We start from the raw sequence: 16,751 nt of genomic DNA on the forward strand, positions 1-16,751 counted from the left end.
CGGAGCGATAGTGGATAAAGAGAACAGGCCCCTCTACACGAGGCTGGCGTTGCGCCTGCTGCATGTCTATTTCAGTTTCGTCCGCAGCATGACCGTGGGCGTGCGGGCCGCCTGTTTCGATGAAGATGGACGCATCTTTCTCGTGCGCCACAGCTATATCGGCGGCTGGCATATGCCGGGCGGCGGGCTGGAGCGCAACGAGACGGTCGAGGAAGCGCTTGTCAAGGAATTGCGCGAGGAGGGCAACCTTAGGATCATCGGCAAGCCGCAACTGATCCAGGTCTATTTCAATACCACGACGACAAGGCGCGACCATGTCGTCTTCTATCGGGCGACCGTCGAGCAGACGGCGCCGCGGCCGCCGGACTGGGAGATATCCGACAGCGGCTTCTTTTCCCTCGACAGCTTGCCCGAGGGCACGACCAAGGCGACGCATCGCCGCCTCGCCGAGCTTCGGGGCGAGCAGGAGCCCGATCACTGGTGGTAAGAAGTATCAGGCGGCATTTAGCCTGGCGCGGCCATGCGGGCTGTCGAGATCGAGCGCCGGACCGACGGGGACGATGCCGGTCGGATTGATCGTCTTGTGGCTGCGGTAATAATGCTGCTTGATGTGGTACAGGTTCACCGTCTCGGCCACGCCTGCCGTCTGGTAGAGGTCCCTGAGATAGCCGGGCAGGTTGCGGTAATCGGCGATGCGGCGGATGTTGCACTTGAAATGGCCGACATAGACGGGGTCGAAGCGCACCAGCGTGGTGAATAGGCGCCAGTCGGCCTCGGTCAATCTGTTGCCGAAGAGGTAGCGGCCCTTGCCGAGGCGTTCGTCGAGCGTGTCGAGTGTTTCGAACAGCTTGCCGACATTTTCCTCATAGGCTTCCTGGGTGGTGGCAAAGCCCGCTTTGTAGACGCCGTTGTTGACGGTGTCGTAGACGGTGGCGTTCAGTGCATCGATGTCGGCCCGAAGGTCCTCGGGATAGAAATCAGCTGTCGAGCCGGTCAGCCCGTCGAAGGCGCTGTTGAACATGCGGATGATCTCGGCGGATTCGTTGCTGACGATCGTGCCGGTCTTCTTGTCCCAGAGCACGGGAACGGTGACGCGGCCGGAATAGTGCGGATCGGCCCTGACATAGATCTGCCAAAGCGCGGACGCTCCGAAGAGGTGATCGCCGGTGGCGCCATCGCCGACCTTAAATTCCCAGCCGTTCTCGACCATCAGCGGATCGACGACGGAGACCGAGATCAGCTCTTCGAGCTTCTTTAGCTTGCGGAAGATCAGCGTGCGATGCGCCCAGGGACAGGCGAGCGAGACATAAAGATGGTAACGCTCGGCCTCGGCCTTGAAGCCGCCGCTGCCGGAAGGGCCGGCCTCACCGTCTGATGTCACCCAGTTGCGGAACTGCGAGGGCTGCCGCCTGAAATGGCCCTTGCTCTCCTTCGTGTCGTACCAGGCGTCATGCCAAACGCCGTCCACCAGCATTCCCATGGTCTACATTCCCTTGATTGCGTGTTGGAATGGAAGATATCGCAGATGGCAGGGCTTTACAGGCGGCAAAGATTGAACAGTGCGTCACGTCGTGCATTTTGCGTTGGACGGCGGAAATTTTTCCTGCTATCGGCCTTTTCACGATTTTCGGACCCCTGCTTGATGTTCATTTCCAGAAACCCGCGACGACGCTGATGCTCCCGAACGCCCAAGGCGTGTTCGAGACCCATCAATCTGTCCATCCGGTTTCTGTCATCATGTACAAGCACGATCTCGTCTACCTCACTGAAGACGCGTCCCATGACGCCGCCATCGAACACATCAACGAAGAAGCCTTCGGTCCAGGCCGCTTCACGCGCGCTGCCGCGCGCATCCGTGAGCAGGGACCGCATGACCTGTCGCTTTCCTTCATCTGCACCGATAACGGCGAGACGATAGCCTCCGTGCGCATGACGCCGGTACTGGCCGGTACAGTGAAGGGCCATCTGCTCGGCCCGCTCGCCGTCCGTCCCTCTCACAAGAACAAGGGCATCGGCCGGGAACTGGTGCGGATCGCAGTGGAGGCGGCAAGTCGCAAGGGCTCGGAAGCTGTCATCCTCGTCGGCGACCCGCCTTATTACGGACCGCTCGGCTTCGAGAAGGTCGCCTACAACGCGCTTTCTTTTCCAGGCCCGGTCGATCCCCGTCGTGTGCTCGTCGTTCCGATCGCCGAGGGCGTGCACGAGCGGCTGAAAGGCACGATCGCCTGGCGCGAATGATTTAGAGCGCCGTGCGCGGACGCACAAAGGACCTCTAACTCTTTCGATCCTCGCATCCTGCTAGAGGCTTTTCCGGAGGAAGCTGCGCGTGCGACCTTCCGGGAAATCCTTGAGCTCTCCGAAAATCTCATAACCCTGACGCAGATAGACGCGCAGAGCCTGAGGGCTGAACGTGTCGATCCAGGCGCCGCGGCACCCTCGCGCCCTGGCCTCTTCTTCCGCCTTTGCGAGGATATTGCCTGATATACCGGTGCCGCGCAGTGTATCGGGAATATAGAGCATCTGGGTGAAGAGCCAGCCCCAGGCGGTAAAGCCGGAAAGACCGCCCGTCACCTTGCCGTCGGTGTCGCGGATGAGGACCGCAAGCGGCCGGCGATCCGAGGGGCCGACATCGCTGTTGTTGAAGGCCGAGAGCGCATCGGTGATCACTGCTAGTTCCTCCGGCGAGGGCGAAGCGGTGAGCTCGAATTCCGGCATGAGATTACCGGCCTTCGCGCCACCACATGGCGCCGAAGGCGAGAAGCAGGATGCCGACGCCAGCGAACCCGGCAAAGAGCGGCAGCGTGTTGATGCCCTTCAAGACCGTCTCGCTGGTCATGCGGATCATCATGCGATCGTTGTCGGAGACGCGAACCTGGCCGCGCACCGGCAGGATCGGCGGGACGGAGATCGCGCCATTTGCATTGGAAACGCGGGCGACGAGACCCTTGCTTCTGTCGGCGACCGGCTGCAGCACATCGGTTGTCGAGATCATCGCCTTGAATTCCGGCGCGTCGACGGCGCCGATATGGACAAGCGTCGACAGCTTGCCGTTGCGGATTTCGAAGAGGCCGATCTCGTCCATCCTCTTCTCGGCCTTGTAGAGGCCCGGTTCGGACTGGGTGAGCGGCAGGGTTTCGGTCTTGCCGGAGGGATAACGCACGGTGGAGTTGCCGGGATTGTCGCCGATCGTCTGGCGCGTGACCTCAAGGGTCCGGCCGGAGGCGCGCGCCGTCAGCGCTTCTTCCTCGAGCGCCGGCTCCTTCATCAGCCAATGGGCGATACGGCGATAGAGCGAAACGTTCGGACCGCCGCCTTCGAAGCCGCGCGCCCAGAGCCAGCCCTGATCGGAAAGCAGCATGGCGACGCGGCCCTGGCCGGCGCGGTTCAGCACCAGCAGCGGGTGCTTGTCGGCGCCGAGCATGATCGTCTCGCCCTGCGGCCGGTCGACATCGACGCTGCGGAACCATCGGCCCCAATGCGGCGGCTCCTCGCCCGAACCATCAAGGCCGCGCGTGACGGGATGTTTGCGGCCTTCCTCGGAGAGGCGGGGATAGAAGGCCTTTTCGATCATCTCTCCGGTGGGCGTTGCTGGCAGGACCGAGGAGAGTGGCGTCAGTGCAATGGAATCGGGGCCGGCGTGCTCGGGGCCGGCGGCGATCAGCAGCGCGCCGCCATTGTCGACATATTGCGCGATGTAATCGTAATAGAGCAGCGGCAGCACGCCGCGGTGCTGGTAGCGATCGAAGATGATCAGGTCGAAATCCTTGATCTTGTCGACAAAGAGTTCACGCGTCGGGAAGGCGATCAGCGACAGCTCGTTGATCGGCGTGCCGTCCTGCTTTTCCGGAGGACGCAGGATGGTGAAATGGACGAGATCGACCGACGCATCGGATTTCAGCAGGTTGCGCCAGGCGCGTTCACCGGCATGCGGCTCACCGGAGACAAGCAGGACGCGGAGATTCTGGCGGATGCCGTCGATGACGTGGACGGCACGGTTGTTGGCGGTGGTGACTTCGCCAGGAAGTGCTGCGACCGAGAATTCGAGCACATTGCTGCCGCCACCCGGCACCTTGAAGGAGAAGGGCGTATCCTGCCCTGGTGTCGCCTGCAGGGTGGCGATCTCGTCACCATTCAGCTTCACCGTGACATCGGCCGCGCCGCCCGGGCTCGGGCCGTCGTCGAAGACGCGCAAGATCACCTGCTGCTCCTCGTTGACGATGCCGAAGCGCGGCCCCTTGATGACTTCGATGCGGCGATCGAATTCGTTGGCCTTGCCGGTTACGAGGCCATGGATCGGCGCGTCGAAACCGAGCGCCTGATTGGCGGCCGGAACATCATGGACCTCACCGTCGGTCAGCATGATTGCGCCGCCGATACGGGCGGGCGGGACATCGGCGATGTTGGCCGACAGCGCGTCGAACAGGCGCGTGGACGGCACGTCGGAATTGACGTCGCCTTCGACATCGACGAAGCGGGGCTCAATCTGGGGGAAGCGGGCGAGCTGTCCCTTCAAGGCCGCAAGCGCATCGTCGGTCATCTTGACGCGATCGGGCGTCTGCTGGCTCTGGCTTCGATCGACAAGAACCGGGACGATCGTCGACAACTGATCCCGGTCTTCCTGCAGGAGCACAGGATTGGCAAGGGCGGTCAGCATGGCGAGTGCTGCCAGCGTTCTGATCCAGGCGCCGCGAATGCCGCGCCAGATCGCGAAGGCGGCGATAACAGCGCTGACGACGGCAAGTGCAGCCAGAACCGACCAGGGCAGGAAGGGCGAAAAGTCGAACGTCATCTCATTGTCCTAACCGTTCGAGGAGGTCGGGAACATGGACCTGGTCGGTCTTGTAGTTGCCGGTCAGCATATACATCATGATGTTGACGCCGGAACGGTAGGCATATTCGCGCTGCGTTTCATCCGACGGCACGGTCGGCAGTATCGGTACGCCGTTGTCATCGATCGCCCAGGCGCCGGCGAAATCATTGCCGGTGATCAGGATCGGCGAAACACCGTCGGCCGTTGCCGCCGATTTTTCGCTCGGCCCCTGACCACCCTGCCGGGATTCGATCCAGAGAGGGCTGCCGGTATAACGACCGGGAAAGCTCGACAGGAGATAGAAGGATTTCGTCAGCACATGGTCTGATGGTACCGGTTCGAGCGGCGGAATGTCGAGATTGGCGAGGATTGCCTGCAGCCTCTCACCGTTAGCGCTGACATTGCCGCCATTGTCCAATGCGCTGATCTGATCGCGCGTATCGAAAAGCACGGTGCCGCCGTTGCGCATATAGGCGTCGATACGGCTGATTGCCGCGGTCGACGGCATCGGCGCCGTTGCGGAAACCGGCCAGTAGATGATCGGATAGAAAGAGAGCTCGTCTTTGGTGAGGTCGATGCCCACGGGCGGTGCCGGCTCCAGCGTCGTGCGGAAAGTCAGGAACTGGGTGAGTCCCTCAAGACCGCGCTCGGAAATATTGTCCACGTCCTGTTCGCCGGTGACGACATAGGCGAGGTGCGTGTTATCAAGCCTCTGCAAGATGAGGTCGTCACCGGGCTGGGAGTCGTCGGCGTGAAGTATGCCGGGCTGCATGAGAAAGCCGGCGCCGACGGCGACCGCGATCATCGCTGCGGTGCGGACGGCCGGGCGCAATCGCGAGAACGCGCCATTCATGAAGAGGACGATCAGGCCATCGGCCAGTAGCAGCAGAAAGGCTGCGAGAAAGAGTGCGGGTTTTGCCGACCAGCTTTCGCCGCCGATCAGGCCTTCGCGCACGGCATTGGTCCCTGCCGTGTCGAGCGGCGTCAGTTCGGCGTTCTCGGGCAGCACGTTCAGGGAAGTGAAACCGTCCTCCGAACCGTAGAGCCCGGGCGGGTTGTCGAAATTCGCCGTCGGTTCAGCTCCGGCCTGCGGAATGAGCGGCCGCGCCGAACCCGTCTCGGAGACCAGCGTGCCCTTGGCCGTCAGCATACGGAATGGCGGCAGGGTTTCGGAGACACGCGCATTGCCGCGCGCCTCCGACGTCACGCCGCCCGAGCGCGATATCTGCAGGAGGTGACGCAGCATGTCGACGAAAGTGCCTGAGATCGGCAGATCGGACCAGGTTGCTTCCGCGGTGACATGAAACAGGACGATCTGGCCGGATGCGATCTGCTTCATCGTGACGAGCGGCGTGCCGTCAGCCAGGCTAGCCCAGGTGCGCTCGGCAAGATCGGGCGTCGGTTCGGCAAGCACCTGCCGCTTGACGACGACATCGGCAGGGCGCGCTATGCCGGCAAAAGGCCCGAAACTCGGAAATTCGGCAAGCGACTGCGGCTCGCTCCAAGACAATGTGCCGCCCAGCGCCCGTTCTCCCTGGCGCAGGATGACAGGGATCAGCGGATCGTCTGCGGGAGCCGCCGCCATGCGCGGGCCGGCAAAACGCAGGAGCATGCCGCCATTCGATATCCAGCGCGTCAGAGGTTCGTAGGTCTCCTCCGGCAGCCGGCCGATATCGGCCATGATGATGATGGAGGGATTGTTGGCGAGAAGTTTTGGTATCGCGACCGAGAGATCGGAATCGGCGGGCTGGATCAGATCCGCATAGGGCTGCAGTGCCCGCTGGATATAATAGAGCGGCGAGAGCAGCGGCTGGAACTCATCCCCTCCTTCGCCTGACAGCAAGACGACACGGCGACGCTTGAACGCGTCGTCGAGAAGATGGACCGCGCCGGCCGTCGCGCCATTGTCGACGCTGACGCGCGCGAAATCGTTGCGCATCTCGAAGGGTGCTGTGATCGAACTTGTCGCAACACTCTGGCCGGGGCGGAAATCCACCCTGCCATTGGCAATCGAGCGACCCTGGCTATCGACGGCGTTCAGCGCCACGGATGCGGCCTGCGAGGTGTTGAGTCGAGTGACCTTGACGGCCATGGCATCAGCCGCATTGTTGGCCGCGGTGATCGCGACCGTCCTTGCGGCATCGCCCTCAATCAGGCGCAGATCAGCGGGCTGGAGTTCGGCCAGCCTGCGCACCGTCGTGTCGTCGGCCTTGGCGGCGGCACCGTCGGTCAGGAAGGCGAGGGTGCCGGGCTTTATGCCGTTCAGGGCGGCGCGCAGCGCCTGGAAGGCGCGCTCACGGTCCGGTACCAGCGGTCGCGGCTCGGCAGCGCGCAGCTTGTCGCGAGCGGCAGCGGCGGTGCCGGGCACGGCGTCGTTGGTCGGATCGGCGGTGAAAGCGATAGACACGGGTGTGCCGGCGGATTCGGCATCGTCTATCAACGCGTCGGCGGTCTGGATGCGGCGCTCCCAGTCGGGTGCCGCCGCCCAGCTGTTATCGACGAGGAGGACGAGCGGGCCACCTGATGCGAGCGAACTGGTGCGCGGATTGAAAACCGGATCGGCGATCGCAAGGATGATGGTGGCGGCGAGCAGCATGCGCAGCAGCGTCAGCCACCAAGGGCTTTGCGCCGGCGTCTCCTCGCGCTTCAACACCAAGGCCAGGATCTTCAGCGGCGGGAAGACCTCGGTCTTCGGACGTGGCGGCGTCAGCCGCAGCAGCCACCAGATGACCGGCAAGGCAACGAGCGCGCCGAGAATGGCGGGATAGGCGAAAGCGAAGGGAAGGGCGCTCATAGCTGCCCTCCATGCGTTGCCTTGGCCGGCATGCCGGACAGATACATGTGCACCGCGACCAGTGCTTCCGAAGCAAGATGATCGGTGCGATGGGTCGCGAAGGTCCAGCCGAGATGGCGCAGCGACTGTCCGAGGCTGTCCCTGCGGGCGAGGTAGGCGTTGCGATAGGCCTCGCGGATGTGTTCGGCGCGGCCGGAAACGAGCCTGGCGCCGCTCTCCGGATCGGTGAATTCGGTGCGGCCGCTATAGGGGAATATCTCTTCGGCGGGGTCTGATATCTCGACCACGTGGCCACGCAGGCCGCGGCGGGCGAGCGGGCCGAGCCGTTCCATGATTGCCGGCGCATCGTCGAGGAAATCGCCGATAAGGACGAGGTCGCTCCAGCCGCGGATCATCGCCGTTTCCGGCAGGCCGCCGGTCAGCGGCGTGTGCATGAGCGCGGCTGCGAGGCGTTCGGCGGCGTTGCGGGCGGAGGCGGGTTCCATGATGCCGGGGCAGCCGATGCGCTCGCCGGAGCGGGCGAGGATTTCGGCAAGCGCCAGCATGATGACCAGCGCGCGGCTTTCCTTGGACACGTTGCCATAGCTCGACTTGTACATCATCGAGGGCGACATGTCGCACCAGAGCCAGATCGTGTGCGCCGCCTCCCATTCGCGCTCGCGCACATAGGTGTGGTCGTCGCGGGCGGAGCGGCGCCAATCGATGCGCGACAGGCTCTCGCCCTCGGCATAGGGACGGAACTGCCAGAAATTCTCTCCGATGCCGCGCTTGCGGCGACCATGCCAGCCGGCGATCACTGTGTTGGCGATGCGCTTGGCTTCCACCAGGCAGTCCGGCACCAGGGCGGCCCGCTGCCTGGCGCGAGAAAGGGCATCGCTGCCGGGTGTCGGATTGACGATCTGTCCGATAGATGCCACGCGTCCGGCTTCCTTATCCCTTTGCCTGCTTGACCAGTCCGGCGATGACATCACGCACCGACATGCCTTCGGCGCGGGCGGCGAAGGTCAGCGCCATGCGGTGCTGGAGAATGGGTTCGGCGAGCGCGAAGATATCGTCCAGAGACGGTGCGAGACGGCCTTCGTAGAGCGCGCGGGCGCGTGCGCAGAGCATCATTGCCTGGCCGGCGCGCGGGCCTGGACCCCAGGCGACGTTCTTGTCGGTCGAGGCATTGCCCTGTCCGGGGCGGGCGGAACGCACCAGCGCCAGGATGGCATCGACGACCGTGTCGCTCACCGGCATCTGGCGCACCAGGGTCTGGATCTCGATCAGCCGCTGCGCATCGATGACGGCTTCCGGCCGGGTTTCGCCCAAGCCCGTCGTCTCGAGCAGGATCTGGCGCTCGGCGGCGAGTTCGGGGTAGTTGACGTCGACCTGCAGCAGAAAGCGGTCGAGCTGGGCTTCGGGCAGAGGATAGGTACCTTCCTGCTCGAGCGGGTTCTGGGTGGCGAGCACATGGAAGGGCGCCGGCAGGTCATAGCGCTGGCCGGCGATTGTGATGTGATATTCCTGCATGGATTGCAGAAGGGCCGACTGGGTACGCGGCGAGGCGCGGTTGATCTCGTCGGCCATCAGAAGCTGGGCGAAGACCGGGCCCTTGACGAAACGGAAGGAGCGGCGTCCACTGTCGTCCTGGTCCATTACCTCGGAGCCGAGAATATCCGAGGGCATCAGATCCGGCGTGAACTGGATGCGGTTGGCGGCAAGGCCGAGCACCTCGCCGAGCGTCGTCACCAGTCTGGTCTTGGCAAGACCGGGAACGCCAACGAGCAGGGCATGACCGCCTGACAGCACAGCGAGAATGGTGTTCTCGACGACGCTTTCCTGACCGAAGATCACTTTCGAGACTTCCCCGCGGATGGCGGCAATATCGGAGAGCGCCTTTTCGGCGGCGGCGACGATCGCCTTTTCATCGAGGCTGGCTTCGGTCTTCATCATACCCATGCGTATCTCCAACGGCTGAAATCATTCGGCAGCGAATCGGCGGACTTATACATGTGCCTCATACCCGATAGAGTTATGGAGATGTGACGGGCTGACAAGTTCGTTGCGAATGACTATCTCGTGACTTTACTTCGTTAAGGACAAACCGGGACGGAAGAATGGCAGCCGAGGAAATCAGCGGACAGGCGGATGCGGCGGGACTTGCCGCACTGATTTCGCGTGCGTCTGAGGAAAGTGGCGAGAAAAAACGAGGGTTGCCGCCCGTCGAACGGTGGAATCCGCCATTCTGCGGCGATATCGACATGGAAATCCGGGCTGACGGCACCTGGTTCTACATGGGTACGCCGATCGGCCGGCCGGCGCTGGTGCGGCTGTTTTCGACGGTTTTGAGGAAAGACGACGACCAGAAGACCTATCTCGTAACTCCTGTGGAAAAGGTCGGGATAAGGGTCGTCGACGCTCCGTTCATCGCCGTGGAGATGAGCGTGACGGAGAGCGAAGGTCAACAGGTGTTGACCTTCCGCACCAATGTCGGCGATGTCGTGGAGGCGGGAGGGGAGCATCGGCTGCGCTTTGCCATTGCGGACGGCAACGCCGAATTGAAACCCTATCTGCATGTGCGCGGGCGGCTGGAGGCGCTGGTGTCGCGTGCAGTGATGTATGAACTGGTCGCGCTCGGCGAGACTTTCGACGTGGAGGGGCGGGCGATGTTTGCGATCTGCTCCGCCGGCGAGGTCTTCCCGGTCATGCCGGCCGACGAACTGGATGCGCTTTGCCGATGAATGATGCGATCACCCACCGCTACCCGCTGTTTTCCGCAACCGAATTCCGCCGCCGCGCGCTCAATCAGAATGGCGGGCCGGTCGACCATGCCTGGCGCGATCACGGGGACCATATCCTCAACCCCGACATCGTCGCCGAGGTCGAGACCTTCAAACTGCGCGACGCCGCCGTGCTCGTGCCCGTCGTCGACGACGGCGAAGAGGCGCATGTGATCTTCACCAAGCGCACGGCGACGCTGCGCAAACATTCCGGGCAGATCGCCTTTCCCGGCGGCTCGATCGATCCCACCGATATCTCCCCTGAAATGGCGGCGATCCGCGAGACGGAGGAGGAGATCGGACTGGCCGGTTCCTTCGTCGAAACCGTCGGGCGGCTACCGAATTACCTTGCCTCGACGGGCTTTCGCATCACGCCGGTGCTCGGCGTCGTCACGCCGGGCTTTGCGCTGACGCTGAACCCGACCGAGGTGGACGACGTGTTCGAGGTGCCGCTTTCCTTCCTGATGGATCCTGCCAATCACACCCGCGACAGGCGTGTCATCGACGGCATCGACCGGCATTTCTACCGCGTGCCCTATGAAACCAGAATGATCTGGGGCATCACCGCCGGCATCGTCCGCACGCTTTACGAAAGGCTTTATGCATGACCGGCCTTGCCGACCAAGCATGGTTCCGCGACCCGGCGCTCGGCCGGATCTTAGCACTTCTCAGCGCCGATGGCGGGGAAGGGCGTGTGGTTGGCGGGGCGGTGCGCAACAGCCTGATGGGCCTGCCGGTCAATGATGTCGACATAGCCACGACACTCAGACCGGAGGCGGTGATGGAGCGGGCGGCGGCGGCCGGCATCAAGGCAGTCCCAACCGGCCTGGAGCACGGCACGGTGACGCTCGTGATCGACGGCAAGCCCTTCGAGGTGACGACGCTTCGCACCGACGTCGAGACCGACGGACGCCACGCCAAGGTTGCCTTCAGCACAGACTGGAGGGCGGATGCCGAACGGCGGGATCTGACGATCAACGCGCTTTATGCCGATGCCGAGGGCGAGGTGGTGGATCTCGTTGGCGGACTTGCCGACATCGAGACGCGCAACATCCGCTTCATCGGCGATGCCGCAAGGCGTATTGCCGAGGATCATTTGCGCATCCTGCGCTTCTTCCGCTTCTTTGCCTATTACGGTTCCGGACGGCCGGATGCCGAGGGGCTGAAGGCGTGTTCCGCGGCGCGTTCGAAACTGACGACGCTTTCAGCAGAACGCGTCTGGTCGGAACTGCGAAAGCTGCTTGGCGCCGGCGATCCCGGCCGGGCGCTGCTCTGGATGCGGCAGGTGGCGGTGCTGACGGAAATCCTCCCGGAATCGGAACGATGGGGGATCGATGCGATCCCTTCGCTGATCACCACCGAAAAGGCGCTCGGCTGGACGCCCGATCCGTTGCTGCGCCTTGCGGCGATCGTGCCGCCCGATGCGGCGCGCATGGAGGCGCTCGCAGCCCGGCTCAAGCTCTCGAATGCGGAAGCGGCCTATCTCAAGGCCTGGGCAATGACAGCGCCTGTTAATGACGACGTGTCGTCGGCGGCCTTCGAACGGCTGCTTTACCGCAACGGTGCCGATGGCATCACGACACGGCTGAAGCTGGCGCTTGCGGTTGCGCGCGGCAAGGCTGAAAGCGATTTCGACGAAATGGCGCGGTCGGCGCGGCTTATCAAGTTGCTGGACAAGGCAATGCACTGGAAGAAACCGCAGTTTCCGCTGAATGGCGGCGACGTGATTTCGGCAGGAATCGCGTCCGGTCCGCGCGTCGGCGAGTTGCTTGCCGGCCTGGAAAACCAGTGGGTGGAGGAAAACTTCGTTTCCGACCGGGCGGCGCTGCTCGCCCGGCTGCAGGAACGCGTGCAATAATCAGGCGGCGGTCGCTTCGTCACGGATGCGAGCCTTGATATTATCCACCATGTTCTCGCGGATCGTGGTTTCGCCGTGAGCATCTTTCAGGTGCTCGACGGCACGGCGAACCACCTCGGCGTCGCTATCCGCCCGTGTATGCCAGGCGCAGCCCGGAACGAGAGTGCCGCATTCGAAAAGTCGCATGGTCTTCTCCTCTGTTCAAAACACAACGACGATCGCGATCTTACGCGATTTATGAATGTGCGGGGGGAGGGAAGGTTCCGGCCGGCATCGACATGCCGGCCAGTAAAGGCCGTATCAGTCGGGCATCGCCCAGGCTTTGTAGGTATCCGAAAGCTGACCGGGCATGTTGCTGTTGGCGGCCGCTGCTTCGTTCTGCAGCTGTTCCGGCGACTTCCCGCCGGCCAGTTGCAGCTTGACCTGCTCGATGAAGCAGGACAGCGGCAGATCCGAGCCGCTCTTGGTCCGCAGTTTCTCGGCGATGCGCGTCAGAAACTCGGATGTGTCGATCGTGCGGGATGTTTCCTGGACATCCGTAGACGCTGGCGAGCCACTTTGTATCGTCATGACAATCCTCCTCCGATTGTTACGCACATACTATAAAGTTAGGACGCACTGAATTTTCGTGAAGGTCTATCACCTCGAATTTATCGACGAGATATCACAGTTTCATGGCCAGCGGACGACGGGGGGCAACGAAGAGAGAATGGATTCAACGTTGCCGCCGGTCTTCAGGCCGAAGATCGTGCCACGATCATACAGCAGATTGAATTCGACGTAGCGGCCCCGGCGGATCAATTGTTCGTCGCGATCGGCCTCTGTCCACAATTTGTTGAAGTTGGAGCGGACGATTTTTGGATAGACCATGGCGAAGGCCCGGCCGACATCACGCGTGAAGGCGAAATCGGCGTCCCAGCCGCCGGCTTCCTCGCCTGAATGCAGCCAGTCGTAGAAGATGCCGCCGATGCCTCGGGCCTCGTTGCGGTGTTTCAGGAAGAAATAATCGTCGCACCAGGCTTTGTACGCATCGTAATCGGCGACGGCATGATTGCGGCAGGCGATCTCCATGGCCTTGTGGAAGAGCTGGCTGTCTTCGTCCTCCTGCGTGCGGCGGCGTGACAGCACCGGCGTCAGGTCGGCCCCGCCACCGAACCAGCGGCTGGTGGTGACGACCATGCGAGTGTTCATGTGCACGGCCGGAACGTTTGGGTTCACGGGATGGGCGATCAGCGAGATGCCCGAGGCCCAGAAACGCGGATCGTCCTTGGCGCCGGGTATCTGGGCGCGGAAATCCGGGGCAAATTCGCCGTAGACGGTGGAGGTATGGACGCCGACCTTTTCGAAGACGCGGCCTTCCATCATCGACATCCGGCCACCGCCGCCGGCGCCGTTTTCGCGCGACCAGTCCTTGGCGACGAAGCGGCCGGGCTCCTGGTCGGAGAGTGGCCCTTCCAACTCATCCTCGAGGGCCTCGAAGGAGGCGCAGATCGTATCGCGCAATCCCTCGAACCAACTGCGGGCGGCAGCCTTCTTCTCTTCGATATCGTCAGGCAAGCCGATCGGCAGTTCCGGTCTTTCCATTTACGCCTCCGACGGTCGACATCTCCTTCGGAGGCGACTCGCTCATTCTTGATTGCGCGCCATGATTAGCAGTTGGTGCTGCATCTCGCCAAGCGTGGCCAAGCACCGCTGAGCGCTTCCAAGATTCGACTCGCAAATCAAGAATTTCGATACTACCTTTTCCGAGGAGGTAGGTTTGATGAAAAAAGTTCCAGGGCCTCCGTCCTTCGACGGCCTGAAGCGCAGGATAGCGAGACATCGGGCGGAAAATCCCCCGAGCAGGAAAGACCATTTCGTGCGTGAGACATATTGCCTCGGCCTCATGGACGCACGCGCCAAGGCGCGCGAATGGTTCGACGAATATCCGAAAGCGGCCTACTGGACCGAGGTGGAGAGCTGGCGTCAGCTCGACGGCGATCAGATCGAATTCACCATGCGCCGCCTGCCTTCGGCCGACTGACGGTCACTTCGTAGTCGCCCGCACACGGCTTTCGATCAGCAGGCCGTTTTCGTCCATGATCGGATGCGCCACCGAGACGATGTGGGCGTTGAGGCGCTTCAGGTCGCGCAGCATGTCGAGATGCAGAGAACTCGTCTGCAGGCTGTCGGCGCGGCCGTCACGCAGACGTTCAAGGTGGCGCTCGGCAGACTGTTTTTCCATCCGGCGCACCTCGACCTTTACCTCCATCATCTGGCGCGCGAGATTGAAGTCACGGGTGACGAAGATCGTCTGAGCGACGCGCAGATTGTCGATCGTCAGATCGAACAGCTTCCGCAGTTCCTGATGACCGTCCTCGGAAAATTTCAGGCCGAGGGAGATCTTCTTCGCCACCTGCTCCAGCAAGCCCTTCTCGATGATGTCGCCCATATGTTCGAGGTTGATCGCATAATCGATGACGACGATCGAGCGGCGTGCGTTCTCGTCGCTGAGACCCTCGCGACCGAGCTTCGAGAGATAGACCTTCACCGCCTGCTGCAGTCGGTCGACGCGCTCTTCGAGGGCGGATATCTCGGCAAGCTTCGATGCGTCGTTACGCTCGAAGGCTTCGGAGACCCGGATCAGCATGCGCTCGATCAAGTCGCCGACGCCGAGTACTTCGCGGGTAGCGCTGGCCAGGGCCACGACCGGCGTCGAAAGTTCCTGCGCATCCAGATATTTTGGGGCGCTGTCAGGCTCGGCCTGATCCGGCACCAGGCGGGCCATCAGGGTGGCGAGCGGCCGGGAGAATGGCCAGGCCAACGCCGCCAGCAGAAGGTTGAAGGCAAGATGCGCATCGACCGGCAGCTTGGCAGGACCGAAGGGCAGCAACTGGATGAGTTCCGCCCCATAACCCGCCAGCGGCAAGGCGATAAGGCAGCCGAGCGTGCGGACGGCGAGATTGCCGAGGGTGACGCGCCGCGCCGAAACCGGACCGGACAATGTCGCGACGACAGGCGGTATTGCGCCGCCGAGATTGGCGCCGAGCACGAGCACGATGACGAGTTCGGCGGAGACGACGCCGGCCGAGGCGAGCGACAGGATGAGCACCACCACCGCAAGGCTCGACGAAGATGCGAAGGCAAGTGCTGCCGAGACGATCATTGCCACGGGCAGGGCGCCATCCAGCAGGCCGATGAAGGCGGCGAGAGCAGGGGAGGCGCGCATCGGCTCCGTCGCAAGACCGAGGAGGTGCAGCGACAGCAGCATCAGCCCGATACCGATCAGCGCTGTGCCGCCGCCCTGGCTGGTGCTTGAACGGCCGCGGTAAAGCACAATGCCAACAAGAATGAGAAGAGGAGAGAGCCATTCTATGCCCGTTGCCACGATCCAGGCGGTGATCGCGGTGCCGACATTGGCGCCGAGCAGAACGATCTGCGCCATGCGCGGCTTGATCAGGTCACGCTCGACGAAGGAAGCAGTCATCAGCGCCGTTGCCGTCGAGCTCTGCAGTGCGACGGTTGCAACGAGGCCCGACAGGAAGGAACGAAGACTGCCGCGTGTCCCGGTCGCCAGCCCCGTTCTCAGGCGGGCGCCGAAGGCTCTGGATACGCCATCCTTCACCTGCGCGAGGCCGAACAGCAGCAGAGCCACGGCGCCGAACAAGTTGATCATGATGATTGTAGAGTCCATTTTGTTGTTTTTATTCTTCTTTCACAGATCTGGAGAAATGCGGTTTTCCTCACATGGCCATTCCAACGTGTTGGAATCATGGAGGCCAATACTGAATTTTTGATTGCCCGGCTAATAAATATACGCCGGTTTGAGAGATAGACAACGCTATTTTGCGACATGGTCTGGAGCGGATCGGCAATTCCGCGGGCTTTGCTCCCTCGGCGTCGGTGTCCGTCAGGCCCAGACGGTTTGGCGCATCGCCTCGCCGACGATCATGGCGGCCGAGACGGCGACGTTGATCGAGCGCTGGCCTTCGAGCATCGGGATCAGAATGCGGGCGTCGGCCCTCTCATGCACCTGATCCGGCACGCCGGCGCTTTCGCGACCGAAGAGCAGGATATCGTCCGGGCGAAAGGCAAGATCGGTATAGCGCTCCGCAGCTTTGGTCGAGGCGAGGATCAGGCGGCGGCCGGTGGTCAGACGCCATGCCTCGAAGCGGTCCCAGCTGACATGGCGGGTGAGGGCGGCGGCGGCAATATAATCCATACCGGCCCGTTTCAAGTTGCGGTCGGAGATGTCGAAGCCGGCGGGCTCGATCAGATCGACCGCGAAACCAAGGCAGGCGGCAAGACGCAGGATCGTGCCGGTATTGCCGGGAATATCCGGCTGGTAGAGTGCCAGTCTGAGTGAAGTCATGATGCGCCATCTTCCCGCTTTCACCACAAAAGGCCTAATGCAACTGTGATTTCGACGCAACATGGCGCGTTTGGACCCGAAAAGATGAATTTTTCGGCAGAACAGGGCTGGAAAATTCCTCGTTTTCGCGTTATCGGTGCATATCTTTAATCGCCAGCAAGGAGCGCCAGAATGAA

General features: G+C 62.6%; 17 protein-coding genes. 6 read left to right on the forward strand and 11 right to left on the reverse strand.

The annotated features are described in order from the left end of the window. Positions 1-10: 10 nt before the first annotated feature. Positions 11-487, forward strand: coding sequence for an NUDIX domain-containing protein (locus BS629_RS16840; protein ID WP_018243066.1), 477 nt, complete (start codon positions 11-13; stop codon positions 485-487). 6 nt (positions 488-493) lie between these two features. Here the strand turns inward: BS629_RS16840 and BS629_RS16845 are convergent, their stop codons facing one another. After that, positions 494-1,480, reverse strand: a complete 987-nt coding sequence (locus BS629_RS16845; RefSeq protein WP_018243065.1) for a glutathione S-transferase family protein — start codon at positions 1,478-1,480, stop codon at positions 494-496. Between the two features lie 194 nt (positions 1,481-1,674). On the opposite strand from BS629_RS16845, the gene BS629_RS16850 reads away from it, so the two are divergent. Next, positions 1,675-2,238, forward strand: a complete 564-nt coding sequence (locus BS629_RS16850; RefSeq protein WP_077988344.1) for a GNAT family N-acetyltransferase — start codon at positions 1,675-1,677, stop codon at positions 2,236-2,238. Positions 2,239-2,298: 60 nt separating this feature from the next. On the opposite strand, the gene BS629_RS16855 is transcribed toward BS629_RS16850, so the two are convergent. Genes BS629_RS16855 through BS629_RS16875 form a run of 5 tightly spaced genes read right to left on the reverse strand, consistent with a single transcriptional unit; the run spans position 2,299 to position 9,545 of the window. Beyond that, positions 2,299-2,715: a GNAT family N-acetyltransferase gene (locus BS629_RS16855; protein ID WP_018243063.1), complete on the reverse strand. Its 417-nt coding sequence runs from the start codon at positions 2,713-2,715 to the stop codon at positions 2,299-2,301. A 4-nt stretch (positions 2,716-2,719) separates the two neighbouring features. Further along, a complete protein-coding gene (locus BS629_RS16860) occupies positions 2,720-4,789 on the reverse strand; it encodes a membrane protein (protein ID WP_018243062.1) in 2,070 nt (689 codons plus the stop codon). Position 4,790: 1 nt separating this feature from the next. After that, a complete protein-coding gene (locus BS629_RS16865) occupies positions 4,791-7,604 on the reverse strand; it encodes a DUF4159 domain-containing protein (protein ID WP_018243061.1) in 2,814 nt (937 codons plus the stop codon). Further along, positions 7,601-8,521: a DUF58 domain-containing protein gene (locus BS629_RS16870; RefSeq protein ID WP_018243060.1), complete on the reverse strand. Its 921-nt coding sequence runs from the start codon at positions 8,519-8,521 to the stop codon at positions 7,601-7,603. Before BS629_RS16870 ends, BS629_RS16865 begins: the two co-directional genes overlap by 4 nt. Before the next feature lie 13 nt (positions 8,522-8,534). Next, complete coding sequence (locus BS629_RS16875) at positions 8,535-9,545, reverse strand: AAA family ATPase (RefSeq protein ID WP_003541786.1); 1,011 nt, start codon at positions 9,543-9,545, stop codon at positions 8,535-8,537. 158 nt (positions 9,546-9,703) lie between these two features. On the opposite strand from BS629_RS16875, the gene BS629_RS16880 reads away from it, so the two are divergent. From BS629_RS16880 to BS629_RS16890, 3 genes are read left to right on the forward strand one after another with little or no spacing between them, the layout of a single operon-like run. Further along, the gene (locus BS629_RS16880) at positions 9,704-10,327 is read left to right on the forward strand and encodes a DUF1285 domain-containing protein (RefSeq protein ID WP_018243059.1); all 624 of its coding nucleotides are present in this window, start codon (positions 9,704-9,706) and stop codon (positions 10,325-10,327) included. Next, positions 10,324-10,974 carry a CoA pyrophosphatase gene (locus BS629_RS16885; protein ID WP_018243058.1) on the forward strand — a complete coding sequence of 217 codons (651 nt, stop codon included), beginning with the start codon at positions 10,324-10,326 and terminating at the stop codon, positions 10,972-10,974. Before BS629_RS16880 ends, BS629_RS16885 begins: the two co-directional genes overlap by 4 nt. Further along, on the forward strand, positions 10,971-12,224 hold the full coding sequence (locus BS629_RS16890) for a CCA tRNA nucleotidyltransferase (RefSeq protein ID WP_018243057.1): 1,254 nt from the start codon (positions 10,971-10,973) through the stop codon (positions 12,222-12,224). Before BS629_RS16885 ends, BS629_RS16890 begins: the two co-directional genes overlap by 4 nt. On the opposite strand, the gene BS629_RS16895 is transcribed toward BS629_RS16890, so the two are convergent. The 3 genes from BS629_RS16895 to hemF all read right to left on the reverse strand — a co-directional run bounded on the left by BS629_RS16895 (position 12,225) and on the right by hemF (position 13,808). Beyond that, complete coding sequence (locus BS629_RS16895) at positions 12,225-12,410, reverse strand: DUF1059 domain-containing protein (RefSeq protein WP_003561358.1); 186 nt, start codon at positions 12,408-12,410, stop codon at positions 12,225-12,227. Between the two features lie 114 nt (positions 12,411-12,524). Next, the gene (locus BS629_RS16900; RefSeq protein ID WP_018243056.1) at positions 12,525-12,794 is read right to left on the reverse strand and encodes a hypothetical protein; all 270 of its coding nucleotides are present in this window, start codon (positions 12,792-12,794) and stop codon (positions 12,525-12,527) included. A gap of 102 nt (positions 12,795-12,896) precedes the next feature. Next, on the reverse strand, positions 12,897-13,808 hold the full coding sequence (gene hemF / locus BS629_RS16905; RefSeq protein ID WP_018243055.1) for an oxygen-dependent coproporphyrinogen oxidase: 912 nt from the start codon (positions 13,806-13,808) through the stop codon (positions 12,897-12,899). Positions 13,809-13,986: 178 nt separating this feature from the next. Between hemF and BS629_RS16910 the strand changes: the two genes are divergently transcribed. Beyond that, positions 13,987-14,247 carry a hypothetical protein gene (locus BS629_RS16910; protein WP_018243054.1) on the forward strand — a complete coding sequence of 87 codons (261 nt, stop codon included), beginning with the start codon at positions 13,987-13,989 and terminating at the stop codon, positions 14,245-14,247. Positions 14,248-14,250: 3 nt separating this feature from the next. Here BS629_RS16910 and BS629_RS16915 read toward each other — a convergent pair whose 3' ends face one another. Further along, entirely contained in the window at positions 14,251-15,897 is a 1,647-nt protein-coding gene (locus BS629_RS16915; RefSeq protein ID WP_018243053.1) for a Na/Pi cotransporter family protein, read from the reverse strand. A 216-nt stretch (positions 15,898-16,113) separates the two neighbouring features. Next, positions 16,114-16,575 (reverse strand): tRNA (cytidine(34)-2'-O)-methyltransferase, encoded by a 462-nt coding sequence (locus tag BS629_RS16920; RefSeq protein ID WP_018243052.1) that lies wholly within the window; start codon positions 16,573-16,575, stop codon positions 16,114-16,116. Positions 16,576-16,751 lie beyond the last annotated feature (176 nt).

Origin of the sequence: Rhizobium leguminosarum bv. viciae USDA 2370 (genome assembly GCF_002008365.1) — a bacterium.
Taxonomy (GTDB): domain Bacteria; phylum Pseudomonadota; class Alphaproteobacteria; order Rhizobiales; family Rhizobiaceae; genus Rhizobium; species Rhizobium leguminosarum.

Excerpts from the sequence above, each read along its gene's own strand:
- BS629_RS16915 (WP_018243053.1), bottom strand. The coding sequence starts at position 15,897 with ATGGACTCTACAATCATCATGATCAACTTGTTCGGCGCCGTGGCTCTG.
- BS629_RS16900 (WP_018243056.1), bottom strand. The coding sequence starts at position 12,794 with ATGACGATACAAAGTGGCTCGCCAGCGTCTACGGATGTCCAGGAAACA.
- BS629_RS16855 (WP_018243063.1), bottom strand. The coding sequence starts at position 2,715 with ATGCCGGAATTCGAGCTCACCGCTTCGCCCTCGCCGGAGGAACTAGCA.
- hemF (WP_018243055.1), bottom strand. The coding sequence starts at position 13,808 with ATGGAAAGACCGGAACTGCCGATCGGCTTGCCTGACGATATCGAAGAG.
- BS629_RS16885 (WP_018243058.1), top strand. The coding sequence starts at position 10,324 with ATGAATGATGCGATCACCCACCGCTACCCGCTGTTTTCCGCAACCGAA.
- BS629_RS16895 (WP_003561358.1), bottom strand. The coding sequence starts at position 12,410 with ATGCGACTTTTCGAATGCGGCACTCTCGTTCCGGGCTGCGCCTGGCAT.
- BS629_RS16865 (WP_018243061.1), bottom strand. The coding sequence starts at position 7,604 with ATGAGCGCCCTTCCCTTCGCTTTCGCCTATCCCGCCATTCTCGGCGCG.
- BS629_RS16860 (WP_018243062.1), bottom strand. The coding sequence starts at position 4,789 with ATGACGTTCGACTTTTCGCCCTTCCTGCCCTGGTCGGTTCTGGCTGCA.
- BS629_RS16890 (WP_018243057.1), top strand. The coding sequence starts at position 10,971 with ATGACCGGCCTTGCCGACCAAGCATGGTTCCGCGACCCGGCGCTCGGC.
- BS629_RS16875 (WP_003541786.1), bottom strand. The coding sequence starts at position 9,545 with ATGGGTATGATGAAGACCGAAGCCAGCCTCGATGAAAAGGCGATCGTC.
- BS629_RS16880 (WP_018243059.1), top strand. The coding sequence starts at position 9,704 with ATGGCAGCCGAGGAAATCAGCGGACAGGCGGATGCGGCGGGACTTGCC.
- BS629_RS16910 (WP_018243054.1), top strand. The coding sequence starts at position 13,987 with ATGAAAAAAGTTCCAGGGCCTCCGTCCTTCGACGGCCTGAAGCGCAGG.
- BS629_RS16920 (WP_018243052.1), bottom strand. The coding sequence starts at position 16,575 with ATGACTTCACTCAGACTGGCACTCTACCAGCCGGATATTCCCGGCAAT.
- BS629_RS16850 (WP_077988344.1), top strand. The coding sequence starts at position 1,675 with ATGCTCCCGAACGCCCAAGGCGTGTTCGAGACCCATCAATCTGTCCAT.
- BS629_RS16845 (WP_018243065.1), bottom strand. The coding sequence starts at position 1,480 with ATGGGAATGCTGGTGGACGGCGTTTGGCATGACGCCTGGTACGACACG.